Origin of the sequence: Pseudomonas sp. GM18 (assembly GCF_000282195.1) — a bacterium.
Classification (GTDB): domain Bacteria; phylum Pseudomonadota; class Gammaproteobacteria; order Pseudomonadales; family Pseudomonadaceae; genus Aquipseudomonas.
Genome location: NZ_AKJT01000069.1, coordinates 54,513 through 78,578 on the forward strand (window position 1 = coordinate 54,513; position 24,066 = coordinate 78,578).

General features: G+C 57.7%; 25 protein-coding genes and 1 pseudogene. 7 read left to right on the forward strand and 19 right to left on the reverse strand.

The window, feature by feature from the left end:
* The first annotated feature begins 145 nt into the window (after nucleotides 1-145).
* The gene (locus PMI21_RS10900) at nucleotides 146-1,303 is read left to right on the forward strand and encodes an AAA family ATPase (RefSeq protein WP_007939484.1); all 1,158 of its coding nucleotides are present in this window, start codon (nucleotides 146-148) and stop codon (nucleotides 1,301-1,303) included.
* 137 nt (nucleotides 1,304-1,440) lie between these two features.
* On the opposite strand, the gene PMI21_RS29550 is transcribed toward PMI21_RS10900, so the two are convergent.
* From PMI21_RS29550 to PMI21_RS30210, 4 genes and pseudogenes are all read right to left on the reverse strand, one after another.
* The gene (locus PMI21_RS29550) at nucleotides 1,441-1,779 is read right to left on the reverse strand and encodes a hypothetical protein (RefSeq protein WP_157214316.1); all 339 of its coding nucleotides are present in this window, start codon (nucleotides 1,777-1,779) and stop codon (nucleotides 1,441-1,443) included.
* A 95-nt stretch (nucleotides 1,780-1,874) separates the two neighbouring features.
* The gene (locus PMI21_RS0128205) at nucleotides 1,875-2,528 is read right to left on the reverse strand and encodes a hypothetical protein (RefSeq protein WP_007939485.1); all 654 of its coding nucleotides are present in this window, start codon (nucleotides 2,526-2,528) and stop codon (nucleotides 1,875-1,877) included.
* Nucleotides 2,525-3,307 carry a TIGR04255 family protein gene (locus PMI21_RS29020; RefSeq protein ID WP_157214317.1) on the reverse strand — a complete coding sequence of 261 codons (783 nt, stop codon included), beginning with the start codon at nucleotides 3,305-3,307 and terminating at the stop codon, nucleotides 2,525-2,527. Before PMI21_RS29020 ends, PMI21_RS0128205 begins: the two co-directional genes overlap by 4 nt.
* 233 nt (nucleotides 3,308-3,540) lie before the next feature.
* Nucleotides 3,541-3,692 (reverse strand): annotated as a pseudogene (locus PMI21_RS30210) (helix-turn-helix domain-containing protein); the annotation flags it as partial.
* Nucleotides 3,693-4,229: 537 nt separating this feature from the next.
* Here PMI21_RS30210 and PMI21_RS10895 point away from each other — a divergent pair.
* The gene (locus tag PMI21_RS10895) at nucleotides 4,230-4,511 is read left to right on the forward strand and encodes a DUF3077 domain-containing protein (RefSeq protein WP_007939488.1); all 282 of its coding nucleotides are present in this window, start codon (nucleotides 4,230-4,232) and stop codon (nucleotides 4,509-4,511) included.
* 76 nt (nucleotides 4,512-4,587) lie between these two features.
* Here PMI21_RS10895 and PMI21_RS10890 read toward each other — a convergent pair whose 3' ends face one another.
* Both PMI21_RS10890 and PMI21_RS10885 read right to left on the reverse strand, forming a co-directional pair.
* Nucleotides 4,588-5,265: an RES family NAD+ phosphorylase gene (locus PMI21_RS10890; protein ID WP_007939489.1), complete on the reverse strand. Its 678-nt coding sequence runs from the start codon at nucleotides 5,263-5,265 to the stop codon at nucleotides 4,588-4,590.
* Nucleotides 5,265-5,675 (reverse strand): MbcA/ParS/Xre antitoxin family protein, encoded by a 411-nt coding sequence (locus tag PMI21_RS10885; protein ID WP_007939490.1) that lies wholly within the window; start codon nucleotides 5,673-5,675, stop codon nucleotides 5,265-5,267. The genes PMI21_RS10890 and PMI21_RS10885 overlap by 1 nt, the downstream gene beginning before the upstream one ends.
* A 631-nt stretch (nucleotides 5,676-6,306) precedes the next feature.
* Here PMI21_RS10885 and PMI21_RS10880 point away from each other — a divergent pair.
* On the forward strand, nucleotides 6,307-7,233 hold the full coding sequence (locus PMI21_RS10880; RefSeq protein ID WP_007939491.1) for a LysR family transcriptional regulator: 927 nt from the start codon (nucleotides 6,307-6,309) through the stop codon (nucleotides 7,231-7,233).
* On the opposite strand, the gene PMI21_RS29030 is transcribed toward PMI21_RS10880, so the two are convergent.
* From PMI21_RS29030 to PMI21_RS10830, 11 genes are all read right to left on the reverse strand, one after another.
* Nucleotides 7,150-7,467 carry an AzlD domain-containing protein gene (locus tag PMI21_RS29030; protein WP_007939492.1) on the reverse strand — a complete coding sequence of 106 codons (318 nt, stop codon included), beginning with the start codon at nucleotides 7,465-7,467 and terminating at the stop codon, nucleotides 7,150-7,152. The two genes, PMI21_RS10880 and PMI21_RS29030, sit on opposite strands and share 84 nt — an antisense overlap.
* Nucleotides 7,446-8,162 carry an AzlC family ABC transporter permease gene (locus PMI21_RS10875; RefSeq protein ID WP_007939493.1) on the reverse strand — a complete coding sequence of 239 codons (717 nt, stop codon included), beginning with the start codon at nucleotides 8,160-8,162 and terminating at the stop codon, nucleotides 7,446-7,448. The genes PMI21_RS29030 and PMI21_RS10875 overlap by 22 nt, the downstream gene beginning before the upstream one ends.
* Nucleotides 8,159-8,572, reverse strand: a complete 414-nt coding sequence (locus tag PMI21_RS10870; protein WP_177318291.1) for a GNAT family N-acetyltransferase — start codon at nucleotides 8,570-8,572, stop codon at nucleotides 8,159-8,161. The genes PMI21_RS10875 and PMI21_RS10870 overlap by 4 nt, the downstream gene beginning before the upstream one ends.
* 46 nt (nucleotides 8,573-8,618) lie before the next feature.
* Nucleotides 8,619-9,365: a 2OG-Fe dioxygenase family protein gene (locus tag PMI21_RS10865; RefSeq protein WP_007939497.1), complete on the reverse strand. Its 747-nt coding sequence runs from the start codon at nucleotides 9,363-9,365 to the stop codon at nucleotides 8,619-8,621.
* A 232-nt stretch (nucleotides 9,366-9,597) separates the two neighbouring features.
* Complete coding sequence (locus tag PMI21_RS10860; RefSeq protein ID WP_007939498.1) at nucleotides 9,598-10,884, reverse strand: OprD family porin; 1,287 nt, start codon at nucleotides 10,882-10,884, stop codon at nucleotides 9,598-9,600.
* Between the two features lie 237 nt (nucleotides 10,885-11,121).
* Nucleotides 11,122-11,517: a nuclear transport factor 2 family protein gene (locus tag PMI21_RS10855; RefSeq protein ID WP_007939501.1), complete on the reverse strand. Its 396-nt coding sequence runs from the start codon at nucleotides 11,515-11,517 to the stop codon at nucleotides 11,122-11,124.
* A 17-nt stretch (nucleotides 11,518-11,534) separates the two neighbouring features.
* Nucleotides 11,535-12,206: a DsbA family protein gene (locus PMI21_RS10850; RefSeq protein WP_007939502.1), complete on the reverse strand. Its 672-nt coding sequence runs from the start codon at nucleotides 12,204-12,206 to the stop codon at nucleotides 11,535-11,537.
* Nucleotides 12,207-12,425: 219 nt separating this feature from the next.
* Complete coding sequence (locus tag PMI21_RS10845; protein ID WP_007939503.1) at nucleotides 12,426-12,638, reverse strand: hypothetical protein; 213 nt, start codon at nucleotides 12,636-12,638, stop codon at nucleotides 12,426-12,428.
* A gap of 249 nt (nucleotides 12,639-12,887) precedes the next feature.
* A complete protein-coding gene (gene aguA / locus PMI21_RS10840; RefSeq protein WP_007939505.1) occupies nucleotides 12,888-13,994 on the reverse strand; it encodes an agmatine deiminase in 1,107 nt (368 codons plus the stop codon).
* A 4-nt stretch (nucleotides 13,995-13,998) separates the two neighbouring features.
* Nucleotides 13,999-14,877 (reverse strand): N-carbamoylputrescine amidase, encoded by an 879-nt coding sequence (aguB, locus tag PMI21_RS10835; RefSeq protein WP_007939508.1) that lies wholly within the window; start codon nucleotides 14,875-14,877, stop codon nucleotides 13,999-14,001.
* Between the two features lie 208 nt (nucleotides 14,878-15,085).
* A complete protein-coding gene (locus PMI21_RS10830; RefSeq protein ID WP_007939509.1) occupies nucleotides 15,086-17,998 on the reverse strand; it encodes an aminotransferase in 2,913 nt (970 codons plus the stop codon).
* Between the two features lie 180 nt (nucleotides 17,999-18,178).
* Between PMI21_RS10830 and rfbC the strand changes: the two genes are divergently transcribed.
* From rfbC to PMI21_RS10810, 4 genes are all read left to right on the forward strand, one after another.
* Complete coding sequence (gene rfbC, locus PMI21_RS10825; RefSeq protein WP_007939510.1) at nucleotides 18,179-18,724, forward strand: dTDP-4-dehydrorhamnose 3,5-epimerase; 546 nt, start codon at nucleotides 18,179-18,181, stop codon at nucleotides 18,722-18,724.
* Nucleotides 18,725-18,830: 106 nt separating this feature from the next.
* Nucleotides 18,831-20,639, forward strand: coding sequence for a sensor histidine kinase (locus tag PMI21_RS10820; RefSeq protein ID WP_007939511.1), 1,809 nt, complete (start codon nucleotides 18,831-18,833; stop codon nucleotides 20,637-20,639).
* Entirely contained in the window at nucleotides 20,636-22,030 is a 1,395-nt protein-coding gene (locus tag PMI21_RS10815) for a sigma-54-dependent transcriptional regulator (RefSeq protein ID WP_007939512.1), read from the forward strand. Before PMI21_RS10820 ends, PMI21_RS10815 begins: the two co-directional genes overlap by 4 nt.
* Nucleotides 22,031-22,070: 40 nt before the next feature.
* Nucleotides 22,071-22,526: a thioesterase domain-containing protein gene (locus PMI21_RS10810; RefSeq protein WP_007939514.1), complete on the forward strand. Its 456-nt coding sequence runs from the start codon at nucleotides 22,071-22,073 to the stop codon at nucleotides 22,524-22,526.
* Between the two features lie 120 nt (nucleotides 22,527-22,646).
* Here PMI21_RS10810 and cysQ read toward each other — a convergent pair whose 3' ends face one another.
* Both cysQ and nudE read right to left on the reverse strand, forming a co-directional pair.
* Nucleotides 22,647-23,474: a 3'(2'),5'-bisphosphate nucleotidase CysQ gene (cysQ, locus tag PMI21_RS10805; RefSeq protein WP_033064084.1), complete on the reverse strand. Its 828-nt coding sequence runs from the start codon at nucleotides 23,472-23,474 to the stop codon at nucleotides 22,647-22,649.
* A gap of 11 nt (nucleotides 23,475-23,485) precedes the next feature.
* Nucleotides 23,486-24,052, reverse strand: a complete 567-nt coding sequence (gene nudE / locus PMI21_RS10800; RefSeq protein ID WP_007939516.1) for an ADP compounds hydrolase NudE — start codon at nucleotides 24,050-24,052, stop codon at nucleotides 23,486-23,488.
* Nucleotides 24,053-24,066 lie beyond the last annotated feature (14 nt).

Below are 24,066 nucleotides of genomic sequence, written 5' to 3' on the forward strand. Positions count from 1 at the left end.
GCCGACGACATGTCAGTGAGCCTTCCCATCCGCCCTGAACGCTCAAAATAATGTGGATCTGAGCCCCCTCAGATCAGAGCCCAACCTTTATGCTAAATTATGTATGGCCAATAATTATGGCGTATCCATAAAAAGAGGTAATTGCATGAGCAGCATTTTTCAGCGCCCTGAACTGGCTGAACAGATGGCAAATCAGCTTCTCAATCCGGGTGTTCTCGATGAAGGTCTGCGCTCAGGTCTGTTTCTGTCCGGCCTGCGCAGGACCGGTAAAACGACATTCCTGAGAAATGACCTCATCCCTGCCCTGGAGAAAGCGGGTGCTCTGGTCATTTACGTCGACTTATGGAGCGACACACTGGCCAATCCTGCGACGCTCGTGCATGACGCGATCCGTCAACGCCTGGAAGAACTCCAAACGCCCGGCTCCAGCCTGCTCGAAATGCTCAAACGGGTTAGCGGCGCAGATATTGGCGCAGGCGGATTCAAGTTTGGTTTCAAGCTCGACAGCATTGGCAATACAGGTGGGCCAACGTTGGCACAGGCGCTGACTGAGGTGGTCGACCAAGCGAAAACAGATTTGGTGCTGATCATCGACGAAGTGCAACATGCCATTTCCTCCGACGATGGCAATCAACTGCTCCTGGCACTCAAGGCTGCACGTGATGCAATCAATCCGCGCCCGAATACACCGGGCTACTTTCTGTTCATCGGAACGGGATCGCACCGGGCGCAAGTCAGCGAATTGACTGCAAAGCGAAACCAGGCGTTTTCCGGCGCAACGTCGGCGGCGTATCCGGTGTTGAAAGGGGATTACGTTGAGTACCTGCTCAACCGCCTTGCAATGACGGTGAAGAAGGAAAAGTTACCGTCTCTCGAGGTCGCCATTGAAGCGTTCAACACCTTGGGGAATCGGCCAGAGGAAATGCTCAAGGCGCTGCGACAGTTGATGCAGCAAGAAGGTGATCCCGATCTATTTCTGCCGGTAATTGCCAGTACTTTACGCTCTGCTGCGGCCAGTATTGAGCTTGAAAAGGTTGAGCAGTTGGGAAGTCTGGCTCAAGCTATTTTCAACAAAATCGCATCCACAGAGGGCGATGCACGGGGGATTTTCTCCACCGATGCGGCGGCTGAGTATTCGAAGACGGTCGGGCGCGAGGTACGTGTTGAAGAGATTCAACCGGTGGTGATTGCGCTGGTTGCCGAGAACATCATCATGCGGCGTGGGCATGGGATCTATGCGATTACGGATCAGTTTGTTCAGGAGATTTGGCTGGAAGAACGAGCGTTGATTGACGCCAGTTAGGAATTTGGCTGGGGTGGATGACGAGGACCCGAGCTGATCATCACCAGCCACAGCCTTCGGTCGCATGCTGTGGGTCGTAGGACTTGGTGTCATGAGGAACAATCGTCTGTCCCCACTCAGTACAAAGTATCCTGGGCTCAGCCATGTTCTCGAGCCAAAGTTAGTTCATAAACAGCTTGGCTCAATTTTTCCGCCACTATTTGCTCGAAGCTTTGGATATTGTTAATTCCACAATGAGAAAGGTCGACGATAGCTTCTGAGCCATCAAGTGGCTCGTGAGTAAAACTGATAAGTGGATTATCTCCAACAATCTGTGTTGCACCACCCACGTTAAGTAATGCTAAACGAGCCGCTTTCCCTACTTTCATTTTCCCAGCTAATACACGTCGAATTTCTGACAATCTGTCTTCATGGCTATACTGTTCGAAATACTCTAGCCAGTTTACGGAGAGATAAGACTCGTCCGCACGAAGCATAAAAGCGCCTGGACTAGGCTTTCCCGTATCGGGATCTACATGAGATCCACCGCATAGGCGCGTTACATTATCGCAATCAGGGAGAAAATTCCCCTTCATTCCGAAATCCACCCTTGAATTCCCAATGTGTTTGCGATTTCAAAAAAAGAATCAACCATAGTTTGACCAGACAAACTATCGACACGTTGCTCGTGCATCGAATTCCTCTTAAAAACAACCCATTTAATTTCACTTCCGCCCAAAAACTGAATGCTCAACCTTTGGCAATCATCATACTTCCACTGAACATAGAGCTCCCCTGTCGGGGTAGCTGTAATTGTGGGAAACCTAGAGTTTGAATTAAGATTCAAAAACTCAACAAATGTCGCAAGTGAGGATGATAATAACGATTTTCCATCATAGTCCTCCTTATACAACTCCAACAAATCGGCGGTGCGGTCAGCGATCCTATCCGCATTTCTTATATGCGCAAACGCTCTCAGATTATTTATATGTTCCTCAACATCAGTGCTATCGGCCCTACGACGATCAATCTCATAGAATGCAGTAACTGACTGATCATCATCGAACATTCCATAAAAAGGAGAAATATCAGACGCTGGGGATGTAGTCTTCCCATCACCAAAATTCACCTTTTCACTTCGCTCCAAATGCTTTTTATAAATGCATGGTTGAGAAGTTTCTCTTGATGCCAATGACGAGTACTCATCTGAATCACAGATGGAAAATGCTGTTAGTCCGTCCCTCATATCTCGCGCTCCCAAAGAACATGTGCATCCTCAGTTGTAAGATCAGTAAATCCCCTTACGATCCATTCGCGGGCTAAGTCGAACCATTCTTTCATACCTGTCTCACTCACAGGGCCGCGCGCTGCGAGTTCAAGAATCCGAACCTTTGTTTCCTCTCCTTGAATTCTTCCACTCCCAAACTTCGCTATCAAAACTCCAGAGTCATTAGGCATATCAAATGTCGCCGCCCATACTGGATTGGTTGGTTCCGAGAGAAATCGATTAACATCACGCACCCAGCGAATATCTTTGAATAGTTCTATTGTTGAGTTAGAAGCATCATCAAAAGGTATATGGTTGGTATATGTCAACTCCCAAACAGTCGGTTTCAGTATGCCCAAGCCATTTTCCGCAACAAAACTGTTTAACGTTTTAAAATACCGATCAAAACAGCTAAAAACCTCAGCATACCGCGGATATGTTAGCTCTCGCTCTTTCTTACGCCAATTATAATAAAATCTATCCGATTGAAATTGAATTAATCGGCTGTCAGTATTGTTTATGAACCAAGCTCTGGGCAGCGGCAAACTCGTTTCCGGGTCCTCCGGCGGAAAGCCTTCGGCATTTGTGATGGGAAGCGCATGTTCGACCTTAGGAAAATCTTTTTTTAGTCGACTCCACAGATCCCCAAAATGAGTAATTTTAAGATCTTTCAGCTGTTCAAACTGACAGCCACAGACAACTTCATTTATTGGAGGCTTTTTATAGCTAGGAATAGGCTGATTCACTGACTTAGTCATTTGCGCCCCACGCGAGACAGCAGCGAAAATTTGGTCTGGTGTGATGTACATTAGCATGCTGTCGGAAAAACACGACCAATCCTATAAGCCTTATCGTTGCAAGCATTAGGTATGCCAGAAGCTTGACTCATGGTGCGCTTTGAATCTATTAGTGATTCGATCAACGGAAAAGAAGCTAACCCATTGATTTTCTTTCACGAGGATCATCAGAGGTTCCTCCAAAACTCACTAGCTCAAATCGCATGCAAATCGCACAACACCTCAGGATGCTGGCACGCACACGCAGCAGCGTCTGCGCCGCTCCCGTCCGTTGTCGGCGCCCTTGCGTTCCCAAGTCCTGCAATGTCCGCAAACTCACTCCAATTAGCTTGGCGAACGCGACGCCGTATGATCGGGCAGTGCAAGTTTGCTTGATTGGACCTGACACTTGGGCGACACGCCGAAACCGTCTAATCATCGACAAGCACTGACTGCAGCTCCAACCTTTGTGTCCGATCGCAAAAAATAATTACCTGGGTCTAAAAATTTCCAAAACCTTACCCACGCCACCACCTAGCCACGATTGCGCATCCTCCCACCTCAAGCTACCTTCAAACCGTCGCTGCCAATTCAGCGACCGGGCCTGATAACCCGAGTAAGATACAGGCGCACAAGCGCCCCCAAATCACGATTGCAGGCGCTTTTTTGTGCCCGCATTTCCGTGCAATGGCGGCTGTGCGTGGGAGACCTTCGGGTCTGCCGGGTTCCTGTATCTCCGGTTTATCAGCCCGCGCATAGCTGCCACCCATTCGCCTGATAACGAACGTGGTAGCTCTCACTTTGATACGGGAGTCTCACCCATGCATACCATCAATCCGTCCACAATTTGCGCTTCTGCTCCACTGGTCATAACTCACCACCGCCCAACCACCGGAGGTGCCCAATGACCAACCCCCAAGACCTGAAAACAATCGGCCTCACACACTTCTCCCTCCACGCCAACGAACCGTTGTTCCGCATCAACGCCGGTGTCCCGGTCATCGAAGCCCTCTCCCACGCTTCCGACTTGCTCCACGTTGCCAAACTGCTCGCATCAGACGCCGCCATGCTTCGCGATACCGACCGACATGCCTGGGCATCGCATTATTTGCAGGATATGAGCAAGGCAATCATCGATGACGTGGTGAAGGTGCTCGACGCACCGGGTAACAATCACAGCCAGTAACATCGTCACGTAAGCCTGAAAATCGCGCATGAAAAATGCCCCGAATCCATCGGGGCTTTTTACGTTTCATCGGGCTTCACATCTCACTAACCTCAAACACAAACGAAATCTTCCTGCTGCTCGCACTCCACACATACCGAATATGCTTCCCCTGCTTCGGAATGGACACGGCCGGCGGCCGAAAGGCGGCAACACATTCATGCCCAGGCAATCGAACGCTGTTGTAGAGCAATCCCCAAGACAACGTTTCGCGCAGTTGCCGGGCAAAGGCCTGGGCCGGACCGTAGGTGTTGGGATCCGGGTCGTGCAGGTGTGGGTAGTCGGCGCGGATGTCGTGCAGAGGTTTGACCACCCGGTTGACGTAGGTACGCATGGTCAACTCAAGATCCGGTTCGTTGGTCGCGGCGAGGAAGCGTTCCTGGTGATAGCTCGTCTCGGCAATAGCGGCGGCCTGGCTGCTGGCGGCGTAGTAGACGCCGAAGGTGCCGTCGGTGAAGCGACTGGTTTTGCCGATGTGGGTAAACGCGGCCATCACCGGTGTGGAGCCGGGGCCGGAGACGCGGTCTTCGGGGCGCACGCGGGTGAGCACGCCGGCTTCTTCCATCAAGCGATCGTTGGTCAAGGCTTCCAACGCGTAGGCAGTGGGCAGGTCTTCAGGGTCGAGGACGTCTTCGAACAACGAGATCGGCGGAAAGCAACTGTTGACGATCCGATAGGCCCGCGGCCACTGCGGGTCGGCCAGTTCCGGCACCATCAACCGCGTACCCCGTCGAGGTAGCGGCGCACATCAGCGATGTCGACCACGCGACCGGCCAGCATGTAGCTCAATGCTGATTGGCCATTGAACGGTGCGGCGGTGTTGGGGCTGCTGACCCATGTATAGGCACGTTCGCGACTGTTGCTGAAGATGATGCTCAGCGCTTTGTGGATGCCCATCAAATACGAGATGCGCTCCAGGGTGTCGTGGGGCAGGCGCACGTTGGGTGGCAGGTGTTTGTATTTGTAGAAAGTCGTATTACCGACTTTGCCCAGAAGTGTGCGTTGTTGCTCGGCGGTACAACCCCAGCGCTCCATGAGGTTGAAGAAAAACTTCAGCGCGACTCGACCGGCTTCGGGGGAGTCAAGTTGTTGCTGTGGGCTGAGGACAGTGGATGAGGCAGGCATGGGAATAGCCTCCTTGGGTATGATGTCTTGATTTCAGACTAGTACAGATACGAACAAAAATGAATTTTTAATTCGCAAACGTATTGATCTATTCCCCCTTCGAAAAGAGCATTCACGCCAGCTTTTCCGCAGCCTGAAAAGACGCCGACACACGGTCCGACACACACGTTGACACCCGCACTACAGGGGCAGAGAATTAAATCGAGAGCGCGAAACCGACTGCCTCCAAGTGGCAATAGTCGGCGTAGGAACCTCGTTGATGACTTGGAAATCGGCGCCTGGTGAGACCTCTTCTCCCCTGCTTGAGGGAGCACAATATCAAGCACCTTTTCATGAAAGCAGCCTGATCAGGCTGCTTTTTTTTGCCTTGTGAAAAGGTTTCGTTGATAAAACAAGCAGTAAAAAACGCCCATACCTCCCCATACGGGCTACTTTCTTGACCCCGATCACCTCCCCTCCAACAAAAGTCCCGATCCTGAGCAAGCCTCCAGCCATCGGACGCGGAATCATTTCGCTACTAAACTCGGGACAAGCATGCTCTGGTGCAGGATCATAGCCAGCACGCGACCGACGCCCACCGGGCGGCAAGGTACACAACAATAGCCAGCCCACTTTAGAGGGCATTACCCAAATGGATAGCAGAACCTTACGCAACCTTATGCGCATCGTGCAGACCGGCTCGTTGTCGGCGGCGGCAGAGCATTCCTTTTTGACCGTGCAGGCATTGGCCGCGCAGTTGAACAAGGTCGAAGAGCAGTTCGGTTTTCGGTTGTTTCGTCGCTCCAACAAGGGGCTGACCCTGACCACACAGGGCACGGAGCTCACGCCCTACATGGACAAAGTGTTGGTCGCCACGCGGCAGCTGGAAGAGAAAGTCGCCGCGCTCAAGGTGCCCGGGCAGCGCACGCTCAAGGTTGCGCTTAACAACACGCTCTCGACCGACTTCAACCGGCGAATGATCGGACGCCTCATCGAGGTGTTTCCTGATTATCAGCTGGAATTCAGCTACGCCGAGTCGATGGAAAACCTCAGCAAGTTGAAGAATGAGGACTTCGACCTGGCCGTGCTGATCGGGCCGCAACAGCCGGGGTTACCCAGCATTGCCCTGCCTGATGTACAGGTGCAGGTGGTCGGTGCTCATTGCGGTCAGGAAAACGACCCGCTGGTGCTGCTTGGCAACAAGTTTCAGGTTCGGCCGGCCGATGATTGTCCATATTCCCACAGCTTCCTGCGCTTTCTCGACGCCGGCCTTGGCAACTACGAGTCAGGCAAGCGGATGATCTATTCCTGCAGCGAAACCCTGACCCTGTCGTTGATCACGCAAATGGACGGCCTCGGCATGGTTTCCCGTGAGGCGGCCTTGCGTAATGGCCTGACTATTTTCCCGGGTTTCGAGGATTCCCTCGAAGTGCGGTTGGCGATCAATAATCCCGAGTTGTCGGGCCAGGCCTTGAACGACGTGGTCGATCTGCCACTACATGAACGAGCCGAGCGCAATGTACGCAGCCGTTCCCACCGCAACGGAGAGAAAGAGGTTTTTGCTGAAATACGCACATAACAACGTCGGAATGGCTGCATAAAATTCCGGGCGATCGAGCTGCACATGCTGATCCTTGATCAACAGGGGCGTGAGGCTGATGGCAGCCACGATCGCCACCGGCAGGTATTCCAGCGCCCGGGCAACCAGGGGTGGCCAATGATCGGTGTTCACCTGCAGCGGCAACGCGCGCGGCAGGAATGTCACGGCCATCATCAGCGCGACGACCAGGATCAGGAACGTTTGGTCAGGCATACACCCACTCCGCAGCCCACGAATGTGGCGATGAACACGTTGAAGGGTGAGTTGCCGATCAGGCTCAGCGCCCCCATGCAAGCGACCGCGGCCAGTGCGGCGATCAGTTTGTTGCGGGTGTTGCAGAGCGATACCAACACGTAGAGCATCATCGCGGTCAGCGCATAGTCGAGCTGATATTTGATCAAGTGCGCCGCGTACTGCGCGCAGATCGCCCCCAGCAAACCGCCGAGCACCCACGAGGTGTGGCAATACAGATTGAAGCCGATCAGGTAACGCACATTGACCGGTGAGCCCTTGCCCAGTTTGACGCTGTGGAAGGCGAACGATTCATCGGTCAGCCCACCGGCATAACACCAGCGCTCCAGACGACTGAGCCCCAGCGCTTGCAGGGCCTTGGCCATATAGACCGACATCAGCATGTGCCGCGCATTGATCAGAAACGTGGTGAGGATGATGGTGGTCAGCGACGCGCCGCTGGAGATCAGCGCCAGGGCGGCGAACTGCGAGGCACCGGCGTAGACGAACAGGCACATCGCGACCGGCAGCCACACGGGCAACCCGGCATTGACGGCCATCAAACCGAACACAAACGACACCGTGAAGTAGCCCGCAACAACCGGGCTGGCTTCAGCAAACGTGCGCGAGGGCTGGGGGTCGACCATCAGCGGCTGGCTGCTGGACGTCTCATTCATAGATCCCTCTCAAAGGTAGTTTCGCCGCGCGGCTCACAAAAGCCCTGGGCACTCCAAAAACGTTTGCCGGCAAGGTTAGCATCGTCGACAAACAGGAACATCCGCAGCACACCCACCCGTTTCATGTCCGCCGAGGCCGCTTCCACCAGGCGCTGACCGACGCCCTGGCTGCGATACATCGGGCTCACCGCCAGGTGATTGATGGTGCCGCGACTGCCGAGCATACCGCCCAACACCGCGCCGACCACTTCGCCACGGACATCGAGCGCGAGGAACGCGGTGGTAGTTTTCTGCACCAACACACCGCGCAGGCATTTGGCGTCCTGCCATTCACAGAACGACACCTCTTCGAACTGCCGAAAGAAGCGCTCCAGACGTTGGGCGTCCTTGGCCGTCGCCCGTCGCAGCATCACCGGTGCAGGGCACTCGGCGATGTTCATCATGGGGTCGAGCTGTTCAGCGAACAATGTCGAAAGCGGTCCCGGGCCGCGAGAAGGAAATGGCCAGAATCTGCCGATAGGCCATTTCGTGAGCATGGGTGTTGCGCGCCGGTGTCACGTAGTGACGCATGTCGCGATCGAGGAAGTAGGTGGTGTCGAGGATTTCCAGATAAGTCGTTGCCGCCAACTGTTCCTCTTGGACCGAATACAAACGACTCTCCGCCCCGTCAACATTGTTGCGACCCCAGAAATGCACACCGCTGAACGGATAACCGTCGCAGTGAATACCTTCCGGGGTAATTTCCAGTTGCTTGCCCGGCTTGATCTCGATGCGGATCTGATGAATCTGGCATTGCCAGATTTCGTCGTGCAACTCCGGTGGTAATACGTGTTTGTACACCTCGAAATCCGCATCGATGAGGCTGCGCATCACCGGCGAATTGATGACTTCATTGGAGAAGTCCTGGAAGTGCCGCTCCAGTCCACCGACATAGCTGTTGTTGGCCTTCGATTGGATATAGGCGCGGTGTTCCAATTGCTTCAGGTCACGGGTGACCGGGTTGTATTCGAAATCGCTGTAACGACGGAAACGCATGCCCGCATCGGCCTGGCCGTAATAACTGTCCGGCTCCATGCTTTCCCAACTTTTGGTCAGTCTGACGAAGTCGGAAAAATGACCGAAGAGATTGAAGTCGGCTCCCTGGACGTTGACATATTTGTCGCGCCGTAGCGATTCGCCAACTTCTCTGTTCAACACGATCATTACTAGGTCTCCGCTGCATTTAGCGGCCTAATCTAGTAGGTGCCGGATTGACGGCCCATGAGAAAGAATTTCAGGCATATCAAGCGTTGCTTGAAACGCAGGATGAAGTTGCTTCAATTCGACTTTTTACGATCGAAAACAGCCGTTTTCAGTGTTTTCCTACGGTCATGAGGCGAAAAAAAACCCCGAACCAGTCGGGGTTTCTATCGAGTCTGAACAACTCAGCCGATCATCAGAAGATGTTGATCGGGTAATCCACGAATACGCGCAGTTCGTTGCCGCTCACGTTGTACTCGCTGGACTTCTGCGACACACGCAGGATCGAGCTGCGTACCTTCACGCTCAGGTCTTTGGCCGGGCCACTTTGCACGACGTACTTGAACTGGTTGAAGATCTCGCGCTCGGTGCCGCCTTCACTGGTGGACGTGGTGATGTTGTCACCACGCACGTAGGCCACGTTGTAGCTCAGGCCCGGAACGCCAAAGGCGCTGAAGTCCAGACCGTAACCCAGCTGCCAGCTGCGTTCGTCTTCGGCATTGAAGTCGGACCAGTAGGAGTTCGCCAGGTAGATGGTGTTGCCGCCGTCGCCGACGCGGTTCTGGCCGCGCTGATAGCCACCGTAGGCATAACCCAGGTTGCTATCGCCGGTGCTGCGCTGGTGGGCAAGGGTGAACGAGTGCGGGCCGGTGGCGAAGGTCGCTGCCAGGCTCCAGATTTTGTTGTCGTCGCCGGTGACACCGTTTTCCCGGACGTAGGAATTGTCCAGTTTGGTGCGGTAGCCGTTGAAGTCCAGGGTCAGGGACTGATCCTTGGCGATCGGGAACACATAGTTTGCGTTCACGTATTGCTTCTTCAGCACGTCTTCGACGTCGGACGCGTACAGCGCAGCCTTGAACTGTTCGGTGAACTGGTAGCTACCGCCCAATACGTTGATCGACTTCAAGCCACCACTGTCACGGCCTTCAGCGCTTTTGCGCGATTCAGCGGTGAAGCGACCGGCGTTCAGCTCCAGGCCTTTGATCTCTTTAGAGGTGATCAAGGTGCCGGTATAGCTTTCCGGCAGCAGGCGGGAGTTGTCGTAGTTCAGCACCGGCAGGGCCGGCATCTGGTCACCATAGGTCAGCACGGTGCTGGAGATACGGAATTTGACCGCGCCACCGAACTTGGACAGGTCATCCGCCGCGCTGCCGCTGTCGCCCTGCTTGAAGAAGTCGATACCGCCGGCGCCGCTGCGGCCTTTGCCGCCGTCCAGACGCAGTGCGTACAGACCGAAGGCATCCACACCTACACCGACGGTGCCTTGGGTGAAACCGGACGAGTAAGTACCGATGGCCGCTTGGCCCCACTCGGCTTTGTCCGGGTTGCCGTCTTTATAGTCACGATTGATGTAGGCGTTGCGCAGCAGCACTTTGAGGCTGCTGTCTTCAACAAAACCCTTGGATTCGGCCTGGTCGTTAGCCATGGCCTGTGTCGCGCTCAACATCCCCAGTGCGATCAGGCTGATTCGCTTGTTCAACATGTTATTTTCCTTATTACGGGTTGATACGCTCTGTGCTGAACAGCTGAAACGGCGCTATCGCGCTCTTTTTTCACCGCAAAAACAAAAAGGCCCGCCCACGAAAATTCGCGGCGGGCCTTTTATTGTTTTGTCAGTCATGGCGGTTAGCCACAGGCGTTGGGGCGCATCCTATCTGCGCATTTAACGATGTGTCAATTTCGTGAATCGTCTGTAAATAGGTGAAAATCGTCTAAGAAATCACTTGTCAGCGATAGCCAATTGCACGATATGGCTGTCGACGAACTGTTCGAAATGGGTAACTTTTCCGTCGGCCAGCGTCCACAAGTGCGCGACCCGGGCATTCATCGCACGGCCGGTGGCTTTATAGATGCCGCTGTAATTGCCATAGGCAAATACCTTGTCGCCCTGAGCGACGTAGTTCTCGACCTTGAACTGAAAATCTTCCCACTCAGTAGCCAGGCGCTTGAAGACGTTTTCGACGATAGCGTCGAAACCGATATAGGTCCCGGCGCAGGGGAAACCCGCCGCCTCGGTCCAGCGGGCGTCATCGGCCAGCGCCGCCGCGGTGTTGCGCGCATTCTCCTGGGAGTTGGCGCCTTCGTAGGTGCTTTTGATCAGGCTCAGGTTATCCATGGTGACTCCAGGTGAGTTCAATGGGCGCAGCCGTCGAGGCCACAGGTTTGAAACGCGGATGAAGACGCCTTTGCCGCAAGCGACTGGCTCAACCATTGGGCGAAGGCTTGCGGCTTGCCGAGCCAGGGGCCGATATCGACCAGGGTGAACTGGCCATCCTGCTCCAGTGCGAAGGTCGGGAAGCCCTGACCGCCGACACGGGCCAAGAGTGCGCGGCTGTCCTTGATATGACGATCGGTGTCGGCTGCATTAAATGCCTGTTGGAAAGCCTCAGGTTCAAGACCTGTCTGTGCGGCGAGTTCAAGCAGAACAGCCTCGTCAGCGATGCGTCGACCTTCCACGTAATGAGCCGTCTGCAAACGCCCCAGCAACTCCAGTCCACGCCCGGCGATCTGCTCGGCTGCCAGCACGGCGGCAATCGGCGGCGTGGAATCGAACACCGCCGCCTCATCACGCAGCAATCCCTCAAAATACGCCTCGCCAAACGGCTGGCCGGTGTACTCGGCGATGCGCCGGTCGTGGGGCATGACGTAATTGCGTAGTTGTGGCGAAACGGTTTGGCGATTGGCACCGCTCATCATGCCGCCACCGTGGCCGATCACCGGCAACACGGCTTGGGCAGCTTGCACCAGGGGTTTGGCGCCGTAGCACCAACCGCACAATGGGTCGTAAATGTAGTGAAGGGTCATAGGAAGACTCCGGCAAAAAAGTAGGAAAACTCAATGCCGGCAGACTAATACTCAGATCGTTTTGGAAAAACGCCGGAATCGATTTCAGTCTGTTTCAAGAATCGGTCGAATGCCCCTCATGAAAGGCACCTGCCAATCTTGCAGGCACCCACTTTTGCGACGGGCATAAAAAAGCGCCGCCTTCCCGGCAGCGCTTTTATCAATCCGTTGTTTTTCTTCTTATCCTTCCATCACATCCCACAACGCTTCCAGTTCCGCCTCGCTGAATAAACCAGCGGGATAGCGCTCGATCATCATCCGGCGCGGATCAGGTTCCCTGATCTGACGCGTTCCATTGGACTTCAACCACTGCGCCAGAACCTGGAGCGATTCGCTGTTAACTGCCAGGGGATGCAGTGTCCGCTCGCTCACTACGTTCATTTCGGCGTTCATCTCAGCGCTCTCTCCCGGATTGTGAGCGGCTAACTTATCCAAGGTTTATGACAGAACATCGAAGTTCTCTCCCTCCCCGTGTTGCCCCAGCGAAGATACAAGAGCTGTGCCAATGTTTTCGAAGTGTCGATAAGTGGATACAAAAAAACCCACAGTCCTGACGGGCTGCGGGTTTTCTTTGTAACAACGAGGATAAACCTTTGCTCAATCGATTTTGCAATGAACTCAAGCTGTTACGACATCACTCACTCACGCCTTGTGTGGTGCGGGCTGCTGCTGGGTAAGGCAATGGATGTTACCGCCCCCAAGTAACAGTTCGCGACCAGGCACCATGACCACTTCGTGCTGCGGGAACACGCTCTGCAAAATCTCTTTGGCCGGACCGTCCAATGGGTCGTCGAAGCTCGGCGCGATGATGCCGCCGTTGACGATCAGGAAGTTCACATAAGAGCCGGCCAGACGCACCGTCGGATTGCGCTCCTGAGTGCCGTCCACCGGGTCCACACCTGCGCACTCTTCTTCGGTCGCATACAGCGGCCCCGGAATCGGCATTTTGTGCACCGTAAATGGGCGTCCCTTGGCATCGGTGCTGTTTTGCAGCACGTTCATTGCCGCCTGGCAACGTGGGTAGTTCGGGTTCTGCGGGTCGTCAGTCCAGGCCAGCAGTACCTCGCCCGGACGCACGTAGCAGCAGAAGTTATCCACATGGCCGTCAGTTTCGTCGTTGAACAAACCGTCCGGCAGCCAGATGATCTTATCCACAGCCAGATTGGCGCTGAGCACCGCTTCGATTTGCTCACGGTTCATGTGCGGATTGCGATTGCGGTTTAGCAGGCACTCTTCGGTGGTGATCAGGGTGCCTTCGCCATCGACGTGAATCGAGCCGCCTTCGAGCACAAAACCCTCGGTGCGGTAGCGCGGGCTGCGCTCGATTTCGAGGATCTTGCCCGCCACCTGCGAATCACGGTTCCACGGCGAATACAAACCACCGTCGAAACCGCCCCAGGCATTGAAGTCCCAATCCACGCCACGGACTTCGCCGCTGTTATTGATGACGAACGTCGGGCCGGTATCCCGAACCCAGGCGTCATCGCTGGACATCTCCACCACACGAATATTCGGCACGTCGAGACGAGTGCGGGCATTTTCGTACTGGCCCGCGGAAACCGCCACGGTCACCGGTTCGAAACGCGCGATGGCCTTGGCTACCGCGACGTGCGCGGCTTGCGCCGGTTTGCCACCCAGGCGCCAGTTGTCCGGACGCTCGGGCCAGACCATCCAGGTCTGGGTTTGTGGTGCCCACTCGGCGGGCATGTAAAAGCCGTCGGCGCGAGGGGTGCTGTTCAAAGTGGTCATGGCTTCAGGACTCCAGGGAACCGTCGAGGGTTTTGATCGCGCCGTACAGGTTCGGACGACGGTCACGGAACGAACCCCAGGCGCTGCGAATGTGCTCCAGCTCATCGAGGTCGAAGCTGTGAACCAGGATGCCTTCTTCGGTTTTGCTCAGCTCTTGGACTTTCTCGCCAAACTGGTTGGCGATGAACGACGAGCCGTAGAAGGTAATGTCGTAGCCGTCCTGCTCTTCGTTACCGATGCGGTTGCTGGCGATCAGCGGCATCAGGTTGGCGCCGGCATGGCCTTGTTGCACACGCTGCCAGTGGTCGCGGGACGAAATGGTCTTGTCGTGTGGCTCGCTGCCGATGGCGGTCGGGTAGAACAGGATTTCCGCGCCTTGCAACGCCATGCTGCGGGCGCACTCCGGGAACCACTGATCCCAGCAGATGCCCACGCCGATTTTCGCGTAACGGGTATTCCAGACTTTGAAACCGGTATCGCCTGGATTGAAGTAGTACTTTTCGTGGTAGCCAGGGCCATCCGGGATGTGGCTTTTACGATAAATCCCGAGGTTGCTGCCGTCGGCATCGATGATTGCGATGCTGTTGAAACGCGCGCGACCGGCCAATTCGTAGAAGCTGATCGGCAGCGCCACTTGCAGTTCTTTGGCGACCTTCTGGAAGTGCTTGATGGCAACGTTGTCTTCAACCGTCGTGGCCAGTTGCAGGTAGTCCGGGTTCGGCTTCTGGCAGAAGTACGGAGCCTCGAACAGTTCCTGGATCAGGATGATTTGCGCACCTTTGGCCGCCGCTTCCCGGACCAGCTTCTCAGCGGTCTCGATGTTGGCTTCAAGGTCCCAGGAACAAGCCATCTGGGTGGCGGCGACGGTAACGATACGACTCATGAATCATCTCCTGGGCAAGTGCTTGAGGGTCAGTGTGGCATCGACCGATGACAGAACGGGAATCACCGGGCGTGGTTCGTCCACACCGTGGGCAGTGGCGACTTTATAGCCGATAAAAATCGGCTTTAAAAGCGATAAATACTCACCACCTCGAAATAAACCCAAAAATTCCCGATAACAATCGATATTTGCAACCTCTACGAGCTGCCTACAAACCTTCGCCCAGCACCTTCGACAGCATGTCCACAAAGAAGTCCACGCTCTGACGCGACGTGACCATCGGCGGTTTGATCTTGAGGATGTTCAGGTAATCACCCGTCGGCTGCATGAAAATCCCCAACTCACGAAGGCGATCGCACAGCGCCGCGGTTTCTTCGGTCGCCGGTTCAAGGGTTTCGCGATTACGGACCAACTCCACGCCCAGATAGAAGCCGGAACCGTGCACCGCTCCCACCAACGGATGCCGGTCGATCAAGGCTTCAAGACGTTCCTTGAAGTACCCGCCCACGACCTGGGCGTTTTCCCAGAGTTTTTCTTCTTCCATCACATCCAGCACCGCCATGCCGATCCGGCAACTGACCGGGCTGCCGCCAGCGGACGAGAAGAAATAACCCTCGGCCTCCAGCGCTTCGGCAATCTCCCGACGGGTAATGACAGCGCCCAACGGCTGGCCGTTACCCATGCCTTTGGCCATGGTGATGATGTCCGGCACCACACCCTGCTCTTCGAAGCCCCAGAAAAATTTACCCATGCGGCCGTAACCGACCTGCACCTCATCGGCGATGCACACCCCGCCCTGAGCACGGACCAGCGCATAGACCTGCTTCAAATAGCCCGGCGGTAGCGAGATGCCGCCGGCATTGCCGTACACCGGCTCGCAGATGAAACCGGCGAGTTGGCGTTTCTGCCCGGCGATTTTCGCCAGGTTGTGTTCGACGCTGCGCACGTAGTCCGGCGCGCTGTCCGGGCCACGGAACTCGCCGCGATAGGTGTTCGGCGCGGTCACCGGGTGCACCCAATCGGGACGGCTGCTCAAGGCCTTGGGGTTGTCGGCAATCGAGGTCGAGACCGCATCCGCCGCCACCGACCAGCCGTGATACGCCTCCAGCACACTGAGCATGTCGCGACCGCCGCTGTAGGCCCAGGCCAGACGAATCGCCAGGTCATTGGCCTCGGTGCCGCTGTTGACCAGAAATACCCGGTCCATGCTGTCCGGTGCCAGCTTCAGCAAGCGCTCGGAAAACTCGGCAATCGCTGCGTAGTGAAAACGCGAGTTGGTGTTGAGCAACGACCATTGACGGCCGGCGACGGCAGCCATGCGCGGATGACCATGACCCAATACCGCGACGTTGTTGAGCATGTCAAGGTAGGAGCGGCCCTGCATGTCGATCAGGTGATTTCGCCAGCCACGCTCGATGCGCGGCGGATCGACGTAATAATGCTTCTGGGATCGGGCGAAACTGGCATCGCGGCGGGCCAGCAACGTCTGCGGGTCGAGTTCCTCTTGCGCATCGCAAGCCAGCCCCAGCAACGCGGCCGGTGACGGACACAACGCCTGCCAGGCTGCGGCGCGCGAAGGTGTGCAAAACAACGGTGCGTCGAGCTGAGCGCCTCGACACAACTGCACGATCAACGGCCCGCTGACCGAACCCAGCACCTGACCTTTGACCAATGCTGCGCCCGCGTGCAACGACGGCGTCACACCCCACAGCCGTAAACTCAGTTGCGGGCCATCCAGCTGCAGTACACCCGCCGCCGGCTGGTGAACCGTTCCGGCAAACGGCGATTCGACCGCCGTGCCATGGGGCACTCGCAGCTCTACGTGCAGTGGGCAAGTGGCCGGTTCAGTGGCGCTGTCCGGTCGGGTGCGAGACAAACGATATTGCCCATAGCGACTGGCCGCCAGACCATGGGCCGCAGCGGCCTCGGTCAGCAGACGCTGGTCGATCCCCTCCTGCTCCCAGTTACCCGCCTCGAAGTGCGGACTGAGCACGCCCAGGTCGATCAAGGCAAACTCACGCCCCACCAGACTTGGCAACAAGGGCGCAAATCCTTCGCTGCCGATACTCGGCAGGCCTTGACCGACCGCGGCAAGAATCGCCGCCTCCATCAACGCCAACGGCACCGATGTGGCCACGCGGAAAATTTCCCGTTCATGGGTCAGGTTGTCGCGACTGTACTCATTGCCCGGATCGATGCTGACCTGCTGCTCGCCACTCAGCACCAACACCGCCGAGCGAGCAACGATCAGCGGCCAGAGCGCCAGCAACTCTTCATGCTGCAACGGATTGACCGCGTGATAGGCCCGAACCGCCGGCAAAATGTAGAACGGATCGCCATCGGCATGGTGCAGCAGCGCGGCACAGGTCACCGACAGATCGGTGATCCGCCAGGTTCGGACCAGGTCACCGAAATCGATGACACCCTGCAACTGCCATTGGCGCTGCGAATCCCGCTGCCAGACCACGTTGTCGTCGGTGATGTCCATGTGAATCGCCTGCACCGGCAGCTTATCCACCAGGGGCTGCAAATGGCGCTCGGCCTGCTCGGCCGCTTCAGCCATCAGCTTGCGTTGCTGGTCATCCTTGATCACCGGCAGCAAATGCGCGATCAACGCGTTGGCGTGGCGGGCGTCCCATTGAAGGGTGCGCTCAAGGCCAGAATGGTCGAAACCGGCCAGCGCCAGGTCCATCTCACCGCAGAGCCGACCGAAACCGGCAACCACTGCCTGGCTCAGATGGTCGAGGTGCGTCAGGGACTGGCCGTCGATGTAATCGAGCAGACGTACATGCACCGCTTGACCACCGACCTCCAGGGAGAGCAGGTCCGCACCATTTTTGGCCGGGATCACTCGCGGCACCTGCACACCGGGATGTTCGGCCAGGTGCTTGAGCCCTGCGTGCTGGGCTTGCAGCTCCTGCACCGAGTAATCGCCACGGCAGATTTTCAGGACGAAACGCCCCCGCTCGCTGTCGACGCGGTAGTTGAGATCCTGCTGGCTTCCAAGAGCCTGCAACCGCCCGCTCAGCCCGTAATGTTCTTCCAGCAGCTCAAGCGCTTGCGCCGCGGACACTTGCGGGCTGGGCAGACTGGCGCGGTGAATCAACGTGGCGAGCGGCATACAACAACCCCTGAAATTTTATTAGGCGCTTATATCGCCACTGCCGGGGGCGATACGCAACCCCCCTTCCCTGGTTGGCGCGAATCCAATGCCCGAGCAACTCTCTTCACCGCACCATTCGCACCGGCCACCACTTTGCGTAAGAATGTCGCCATCAACGCCTATTGCTGGAGAAACACCATGAATGTAGTCACCACCGACCTGCCCGGTGTTCTGATCATCGAACCCAAGGTATTTGGTGACGAGCGCGGCTTCTTCTATGAGAGTTTCAACGCCAAGGCTTTCGAAGAAGCAACCGGCCTGAACACCCAATTCGTTCAGGACAACCATTCCCGCTCGCAAAAAGGCGTACTGCGCGGCTTGCATTACCAGCTGCAAAACACTCAGGGCAAACTGGTCCGCGTCACCACCGGTGAAGTGCTGGACGTGGCCGTGGACATTCGCCGCACCTCGCCGCATTTCGGCAAATGGGTCGCGGTGCGCCTGTCTGCCGACAACCATCGTCAACTCTGGGTGCCGGAAGGTTTTGCCCATGGTTTCGTGGTGCTGAGCGATTTCGCCGAGTTCCTCTACAAAACCACCGACTACTACACCCCGTCGGCCGAGCGCAGCATTCGCTGGGACGACCCGGATCTGGGCATCGACTGGCAGCTGGATGAAGCACCGCAGCTGTCGGCCAAGGATCAGGCTGCCGCGTTCCTCAAGGACGCTGAAGTCTTTTCCTGAATTGCTGTCTGAATTTTCACCGCCAGCGCGCACTTGATCCAGGGTGCGCAGACTGCGCCCGCAAGCCTAGGCATAATGCGTCTGTACCCACAGGCGCTGGATGCTCATGACACCGACCCTTCCCCGCAGACCCCGCTGGCGCAGCCTGGCGCTACTCGCGCTGTGCCTGGCACCCTTGCTGTGGCCGCTGGAGCATCTGGCCGAGCGTTACTATCGCAGCGAGCTGGCCGGACAGAACCGCCAGACCCTCGACCTCTACGTCGCCAACCTGCTGGGTACCCTGCACCGCTATGAAGTGCTGCCGCAGCTTCTCGGCGAACTGCCCGCACTGCGTGCGACGTTGGGCGCACCCGACGAGGGCGTGATTCAAGGCAATGCCAATCGTCTGTTGAAACACATCAGTGCCCAGACCGGCGCCGAAGTCATGTACCTGATGGACACCACCGGCAAGACGCTGGCGGCCTCCAACTGGGACAAACACGACAGCTTCGTCGGCCGCAATTTCTCTTTCCGTCCCTATTTCAGTGAAGCCATGGCCGGGCGCCTGGGGCGCTTCTTTGGCCTGGGCACCACCTCAGCCAAGCGCGGTTACTTCTTCGCCGCGGCGGTACATGATCGTGAAAAAATCATCGGGGTATTGGTGGTCAAGGTCGACCTCGATCACACCGAAAGCCTCTGGGGCAAAACCCCGGAACAACTGCTGGTCACCGACCACAACGGTGTGGTCATCCTCACGTCGCGGCCAGAATGGCGTTTCCGCTCGACCCGTCCATTGAGTGATGAAGAGAACAAGGCCGTCGCCGCGATTCAACCCTATCCGACCCGCGATCCAAAGCTGTTGAGTCTTGACCCCAATGCCTGGTTGACCCAAACCCGGCAGATCGAAGAAACCGGCTGGAGCGTCAGTATCCTTGCACCGCGTACCCTGATCGACCGCCCGGTGCGCACAGTCGTGGCCATCGGCGGCGCAACGCTGCTGGTATTAATGCTGCTACTCGGCCTGATGATGCAACGCCGACGCCATTACCTGGACCGGATCGCCTTCGAAGCCAAGGCCCGCCAGGAACTGGAAGGCCGGGTCGCCGAACGGACCAGCGACCTCGAGGGCCTCAACCGTCGACTGAAACAGGAAGTGCTGGAGCGCGAACACGCCCAGCAAGAACTGGTACGCGCTCAGGATGATCTGGTACAGGCCGGCAAGCTCTCGGCGCTGGGGACGATGTCGGCGAGTATCAGCCATGAACTCAACCAACCGCTGGCGGCAATCCGCAGCTACGCGGAAAACGCCGAAGTGCTGCTCGATCATCAGCGCACCGAGGATGCTCGCGGCAACCTCAAGCTGATCAGCGAACTGACCGGGCGCATGGCCTCGATCATCGCCCACCTGCGCGCCTTCGCCCGACGTGATCGCCACGCCCCGGAAAGCGTCGCCCTGCAACCGGCGCTGGACGATGCCCTGGCGTTACTGGCCAAGCGCCGGCGCAGCATGGAAGTCGAGCTGATCCGTGACCTGCCGGCCGCCACCCTGTGGGTCGAGGCCGGGGAGACCCGTCTGCGCCAGGTACTCGGCAATCTGCTGGCCAATGCGCTCGATGCGCTGACGGAAAAAGGCCCGCCGCGTAAACTCTGGTTGAGTGCCCAATCCACCGCCGACGGCGTCAATCTGTACATTCGCGACAACGGCCCCGGCTTCTGCCTGGAAGCGCTGGGTCGTGCCGGCGAGCCCTTCTACACCACCAAGACCCGCACCCAGGGACTTGGGCTGGGGCTGGCGATCTGCGACACCCTGATGCGCGCCTTCGGTGGTGAACTGTCGTTCTCCAACCATAAGGAAGGCGGCGCCCTGATTACCCTGAAGCTGCGCGCAGGCGCGCCGGGTGTGAGCCTGCAACCGTCCGAGGACCGAAGTGCATGACCATCGACAACCGCATCCAGGTCGTGTTGATCGACGACGATCCCCACCTGCGCCAGGCCCTGAGCCAAACCCTGGACCTGGCCGGCCTGAAGATCCTGCCGCTCGCTGAAGCCAAGGGCCTGGCCGGGCAACTGGAACGCGACTGGCCAGGCGTGGTGGTCAGTGACATCCGCATGCCGGGCATGGACGGCCTCGAACTGCTGACCGAACTCCACGCCCAGGACCCGGAGCTGCCCGTGCTGCTGATCACCGGCCACGGCGATGTACCCCTGGCGGTGCAAGCCATGCGCGCCGGGGCTTATGACTTCCTGGAAAAACCTTTCGCCAGCGACGCCCTGCTCGACAGCGTACGTCGCGCCCTGGCCCTGCGCCGTCTGGTGCTGGACAACCGCAGCCTGCGGCTGGCCCTGAGCGATCGCAACGAACTGAGCGCCCGACTGGTCGGGCAATCGACGCCAATGCTGCGCCTGCGCGAGCAGATCGGGGCACTGGCAGCGACCAAGGCTGACGTGCTGATCCTCGGTGAAACCGGTGCGGGCAAAGAAGTGGTGGCCCGCGCGCTGCACGACTTGTCGAGTCGGCGTAACGGCCCGTTCGTAGCAATCAACGCCGGGGCCCTGGCCGAGTCGGTGGTGGAAAGCGAGTTGTTCGGTCACGAACCCGGCGCGTTTACCGGCGCGCAGAAGCGCCGCATCGGCAAGTTCGAATTCGCCAACGGCGGCACGTTGTTCCTCGATGAAATCGAAAGCATGAGCCTGGACGTGCAGGTGAAATTGCTGCGCCTGCTGCAAGAGCGGGTCGTCGAGCGCCTGGGCGGCAATCAGTTGATCCCGCTGGACATCCGCATCATCGCCGCGACCAAGGAAGACCTGCGGCAATCCGCCGATCAGGGGCGCTTCCGTGCCGACTTGTATTACCGTCTGAACGTCGCACCGTTGCGCATTCCGCCATTGCGCGAGCGGGGCGAAGATGCGCTGGTGCTGTTCCAGCATTTCGCCGACGAAGCCAGCGCCCGCCACGGCTTGCCGCCCCACGAACTGCAACCGGGGCAACGGGCGCTGCTGCTGCGTCACAGCTGGCCAGGTAACGTGCGGGAACTGCAGAACGCCGCCGAGCGCTTTGCCCTGGGCCTGGAGCTGGCACTGGACAACAGCGCGCCGGATGGCGGTGTCGGCACCACGGTTGAAGTGGTCAGCGGCGGCTTGAGCGAGCAAGTCGAGAACTTCGAGAAGAGCCTGATTGCCGCCGAACTGGCGCGCTCGCACAGCTCCGTGCGCAGCCTCGCCGAAGCGCTCGGCATTCCGCGCAAAACCCTGCACGACAAACTGCGCAAGCATGGCCTGAACTTCGCCGATGGCGGCGCCAGCAGCCATACCGACGACCTCGATTGAGCTACCGTAAAATCATCCTCATCAAACAAAAGGCCCGCGAATGAACCGCGACAGTCGTCACCTGGAATCGATCCTCTATCGCGACATTCCCCTCACGCGGGACATGGGCCTCAAAGTGCTCGACTGGCACGAGCAACAACTGCGCCTGCATCTGCCGCTTGCGCCCAACGTCAATCACAAGAGCACCATGTTCGGTGGCAGCCTGTATTGCGGCGCGGTGCTGGCCGGTTGGGGCTGGTTGCATTTGCGTTTGCGTGAAGAAGGCATCGAAGACGGGCACATCGTGATTCATGAAGGGCAGATCAACTATCCACTGCCGGTCACCATGGACGCGACGGCGATTTGCCAGGCACCGAGTGCGGCGGTGTGGAGGAAGTTTGTGGCGATGTATCGACGTTATGGTCGGGCGCGGCTGACGCTGCATTCGCGGATTGTGAATGCAGCGAGTGATGAGGATGCGGTGAGGTTTACCGGGCAGTACGTCCTTCACCGGTAACGCAAACGATCTTAAAAGATCGCAGCCTCGTTTCACTCGACAGCTCCTACACAGCCCCTACAGGAAGTGCGCTTATCTGTAGGAGCTGTCGAGTGCAACGAGGCTGCGATCTCTTGATCTTTAGGCCCGAGCCAAAGCCAACAATTTCTCCCGCCAAGCTGCTTTAGCCGGCAGCGCCAGGAAAAACTCATTCAACAACGATTCCCGCGCCGGATAACAGAACGGCGCGCCGCTCAAATCCAGCACCTCACCGCCGGCGCCTTCCAGTACACCTTGAGCCGCGGCCGTGTCCCACTGCGAAGTCGGCGCCAATCGCGGATAACAATCCGCCGCCCCTTCCGCCAGCAGGCAAAACTTCAGTGAGCTGCCGATATTCGCCAGTTGCAGCTCACCCAGACTGTCACTCAACCCCGCAAGTAAGCGCTCCTGCTCAGGACTTGAATGCCGACGACTGGCGACCACCGTGAAGGCTTCACCCGCAGCCGGTACCTCGCGCACCTGAATCGGCAACGGCTCGGCGCCTTTATCGCCACGCCAGGCTCCCAACCCGGCACCACCAACATAAAAACGCCCGCTGGTCGGCATCGACACCACGCCGAACACCACACGCCCTTGCTCGATCAGTGCGATGTTGACGGTGAACTCTTCGCTGCCGGAGATGAACTCCTTGGTCCCGTCCAACGGATCGACCAGCCACCAACGCTGCCAGCCGGCGCGCACACTCTGGGGAATGTTGGCGTCCTCTTCGGACAGCACCGGAATAGTCGGGGCCAGCGCCGTCAGCCCGGCCAGGATCACATGGTGAGCGGCCATGTCGGCAGCTGTGACCGGAGAATCATCGGACTTTGCAGTCACGGCCACGTTGACGCGCCAGAACGGCAGGATCGCCTCGCCAGCCTTCAATGCCAGCTCGACCACCGGCGCCATCAACGGATGGGGAAAACTCATGAACGTCTCACTCATAATTGAAAAATCCCGCGCTGGATCAACAAATCCCGGGCCAGATACAGCGCCGCCAAGGCACGGCCCTCGGTGAATCGCGGGTTCTGCGCCAACGCCGACAATTCCCGCAGGTTGATCTTGTCCATCCCCATCGGCTCGGGCTCGTCACCCTCCAGGCGTTCTTCGTACAAATCGGTGGCCAGCACCACCTGGATCTTCTGGCTCATGTAGCCGGGTGATAACGACAATTCGGTCAGATGCTCCAGTTGCCGCGCGCCATACCCGGCCTCTTCCTTGAGCTCCCGCTCGGCCGCCGCCAGCACGTCTTCGCCCGGCTCGATCAAGCCTTTGGGCAGGGACAATTCGTAGGCATCGGTGCCGCCACAGTATTCCTCCACCAGCACCGCGTGATCCGCGTCGAGCATCGCCACGATCATCACCGCGCCATAACCGGCGCCCTTGCCGACCAGACGTTCGTAAGTGCGCTCCACGCCATTGGAAAAGCGCAACTTCAGCTCTTCGACGCAGAACAATCGGCTGGTGGCGACGATCTCGCGGGCGAGTACGGTGGGTTTCTGGCGCATAGACGGCTCCTTGG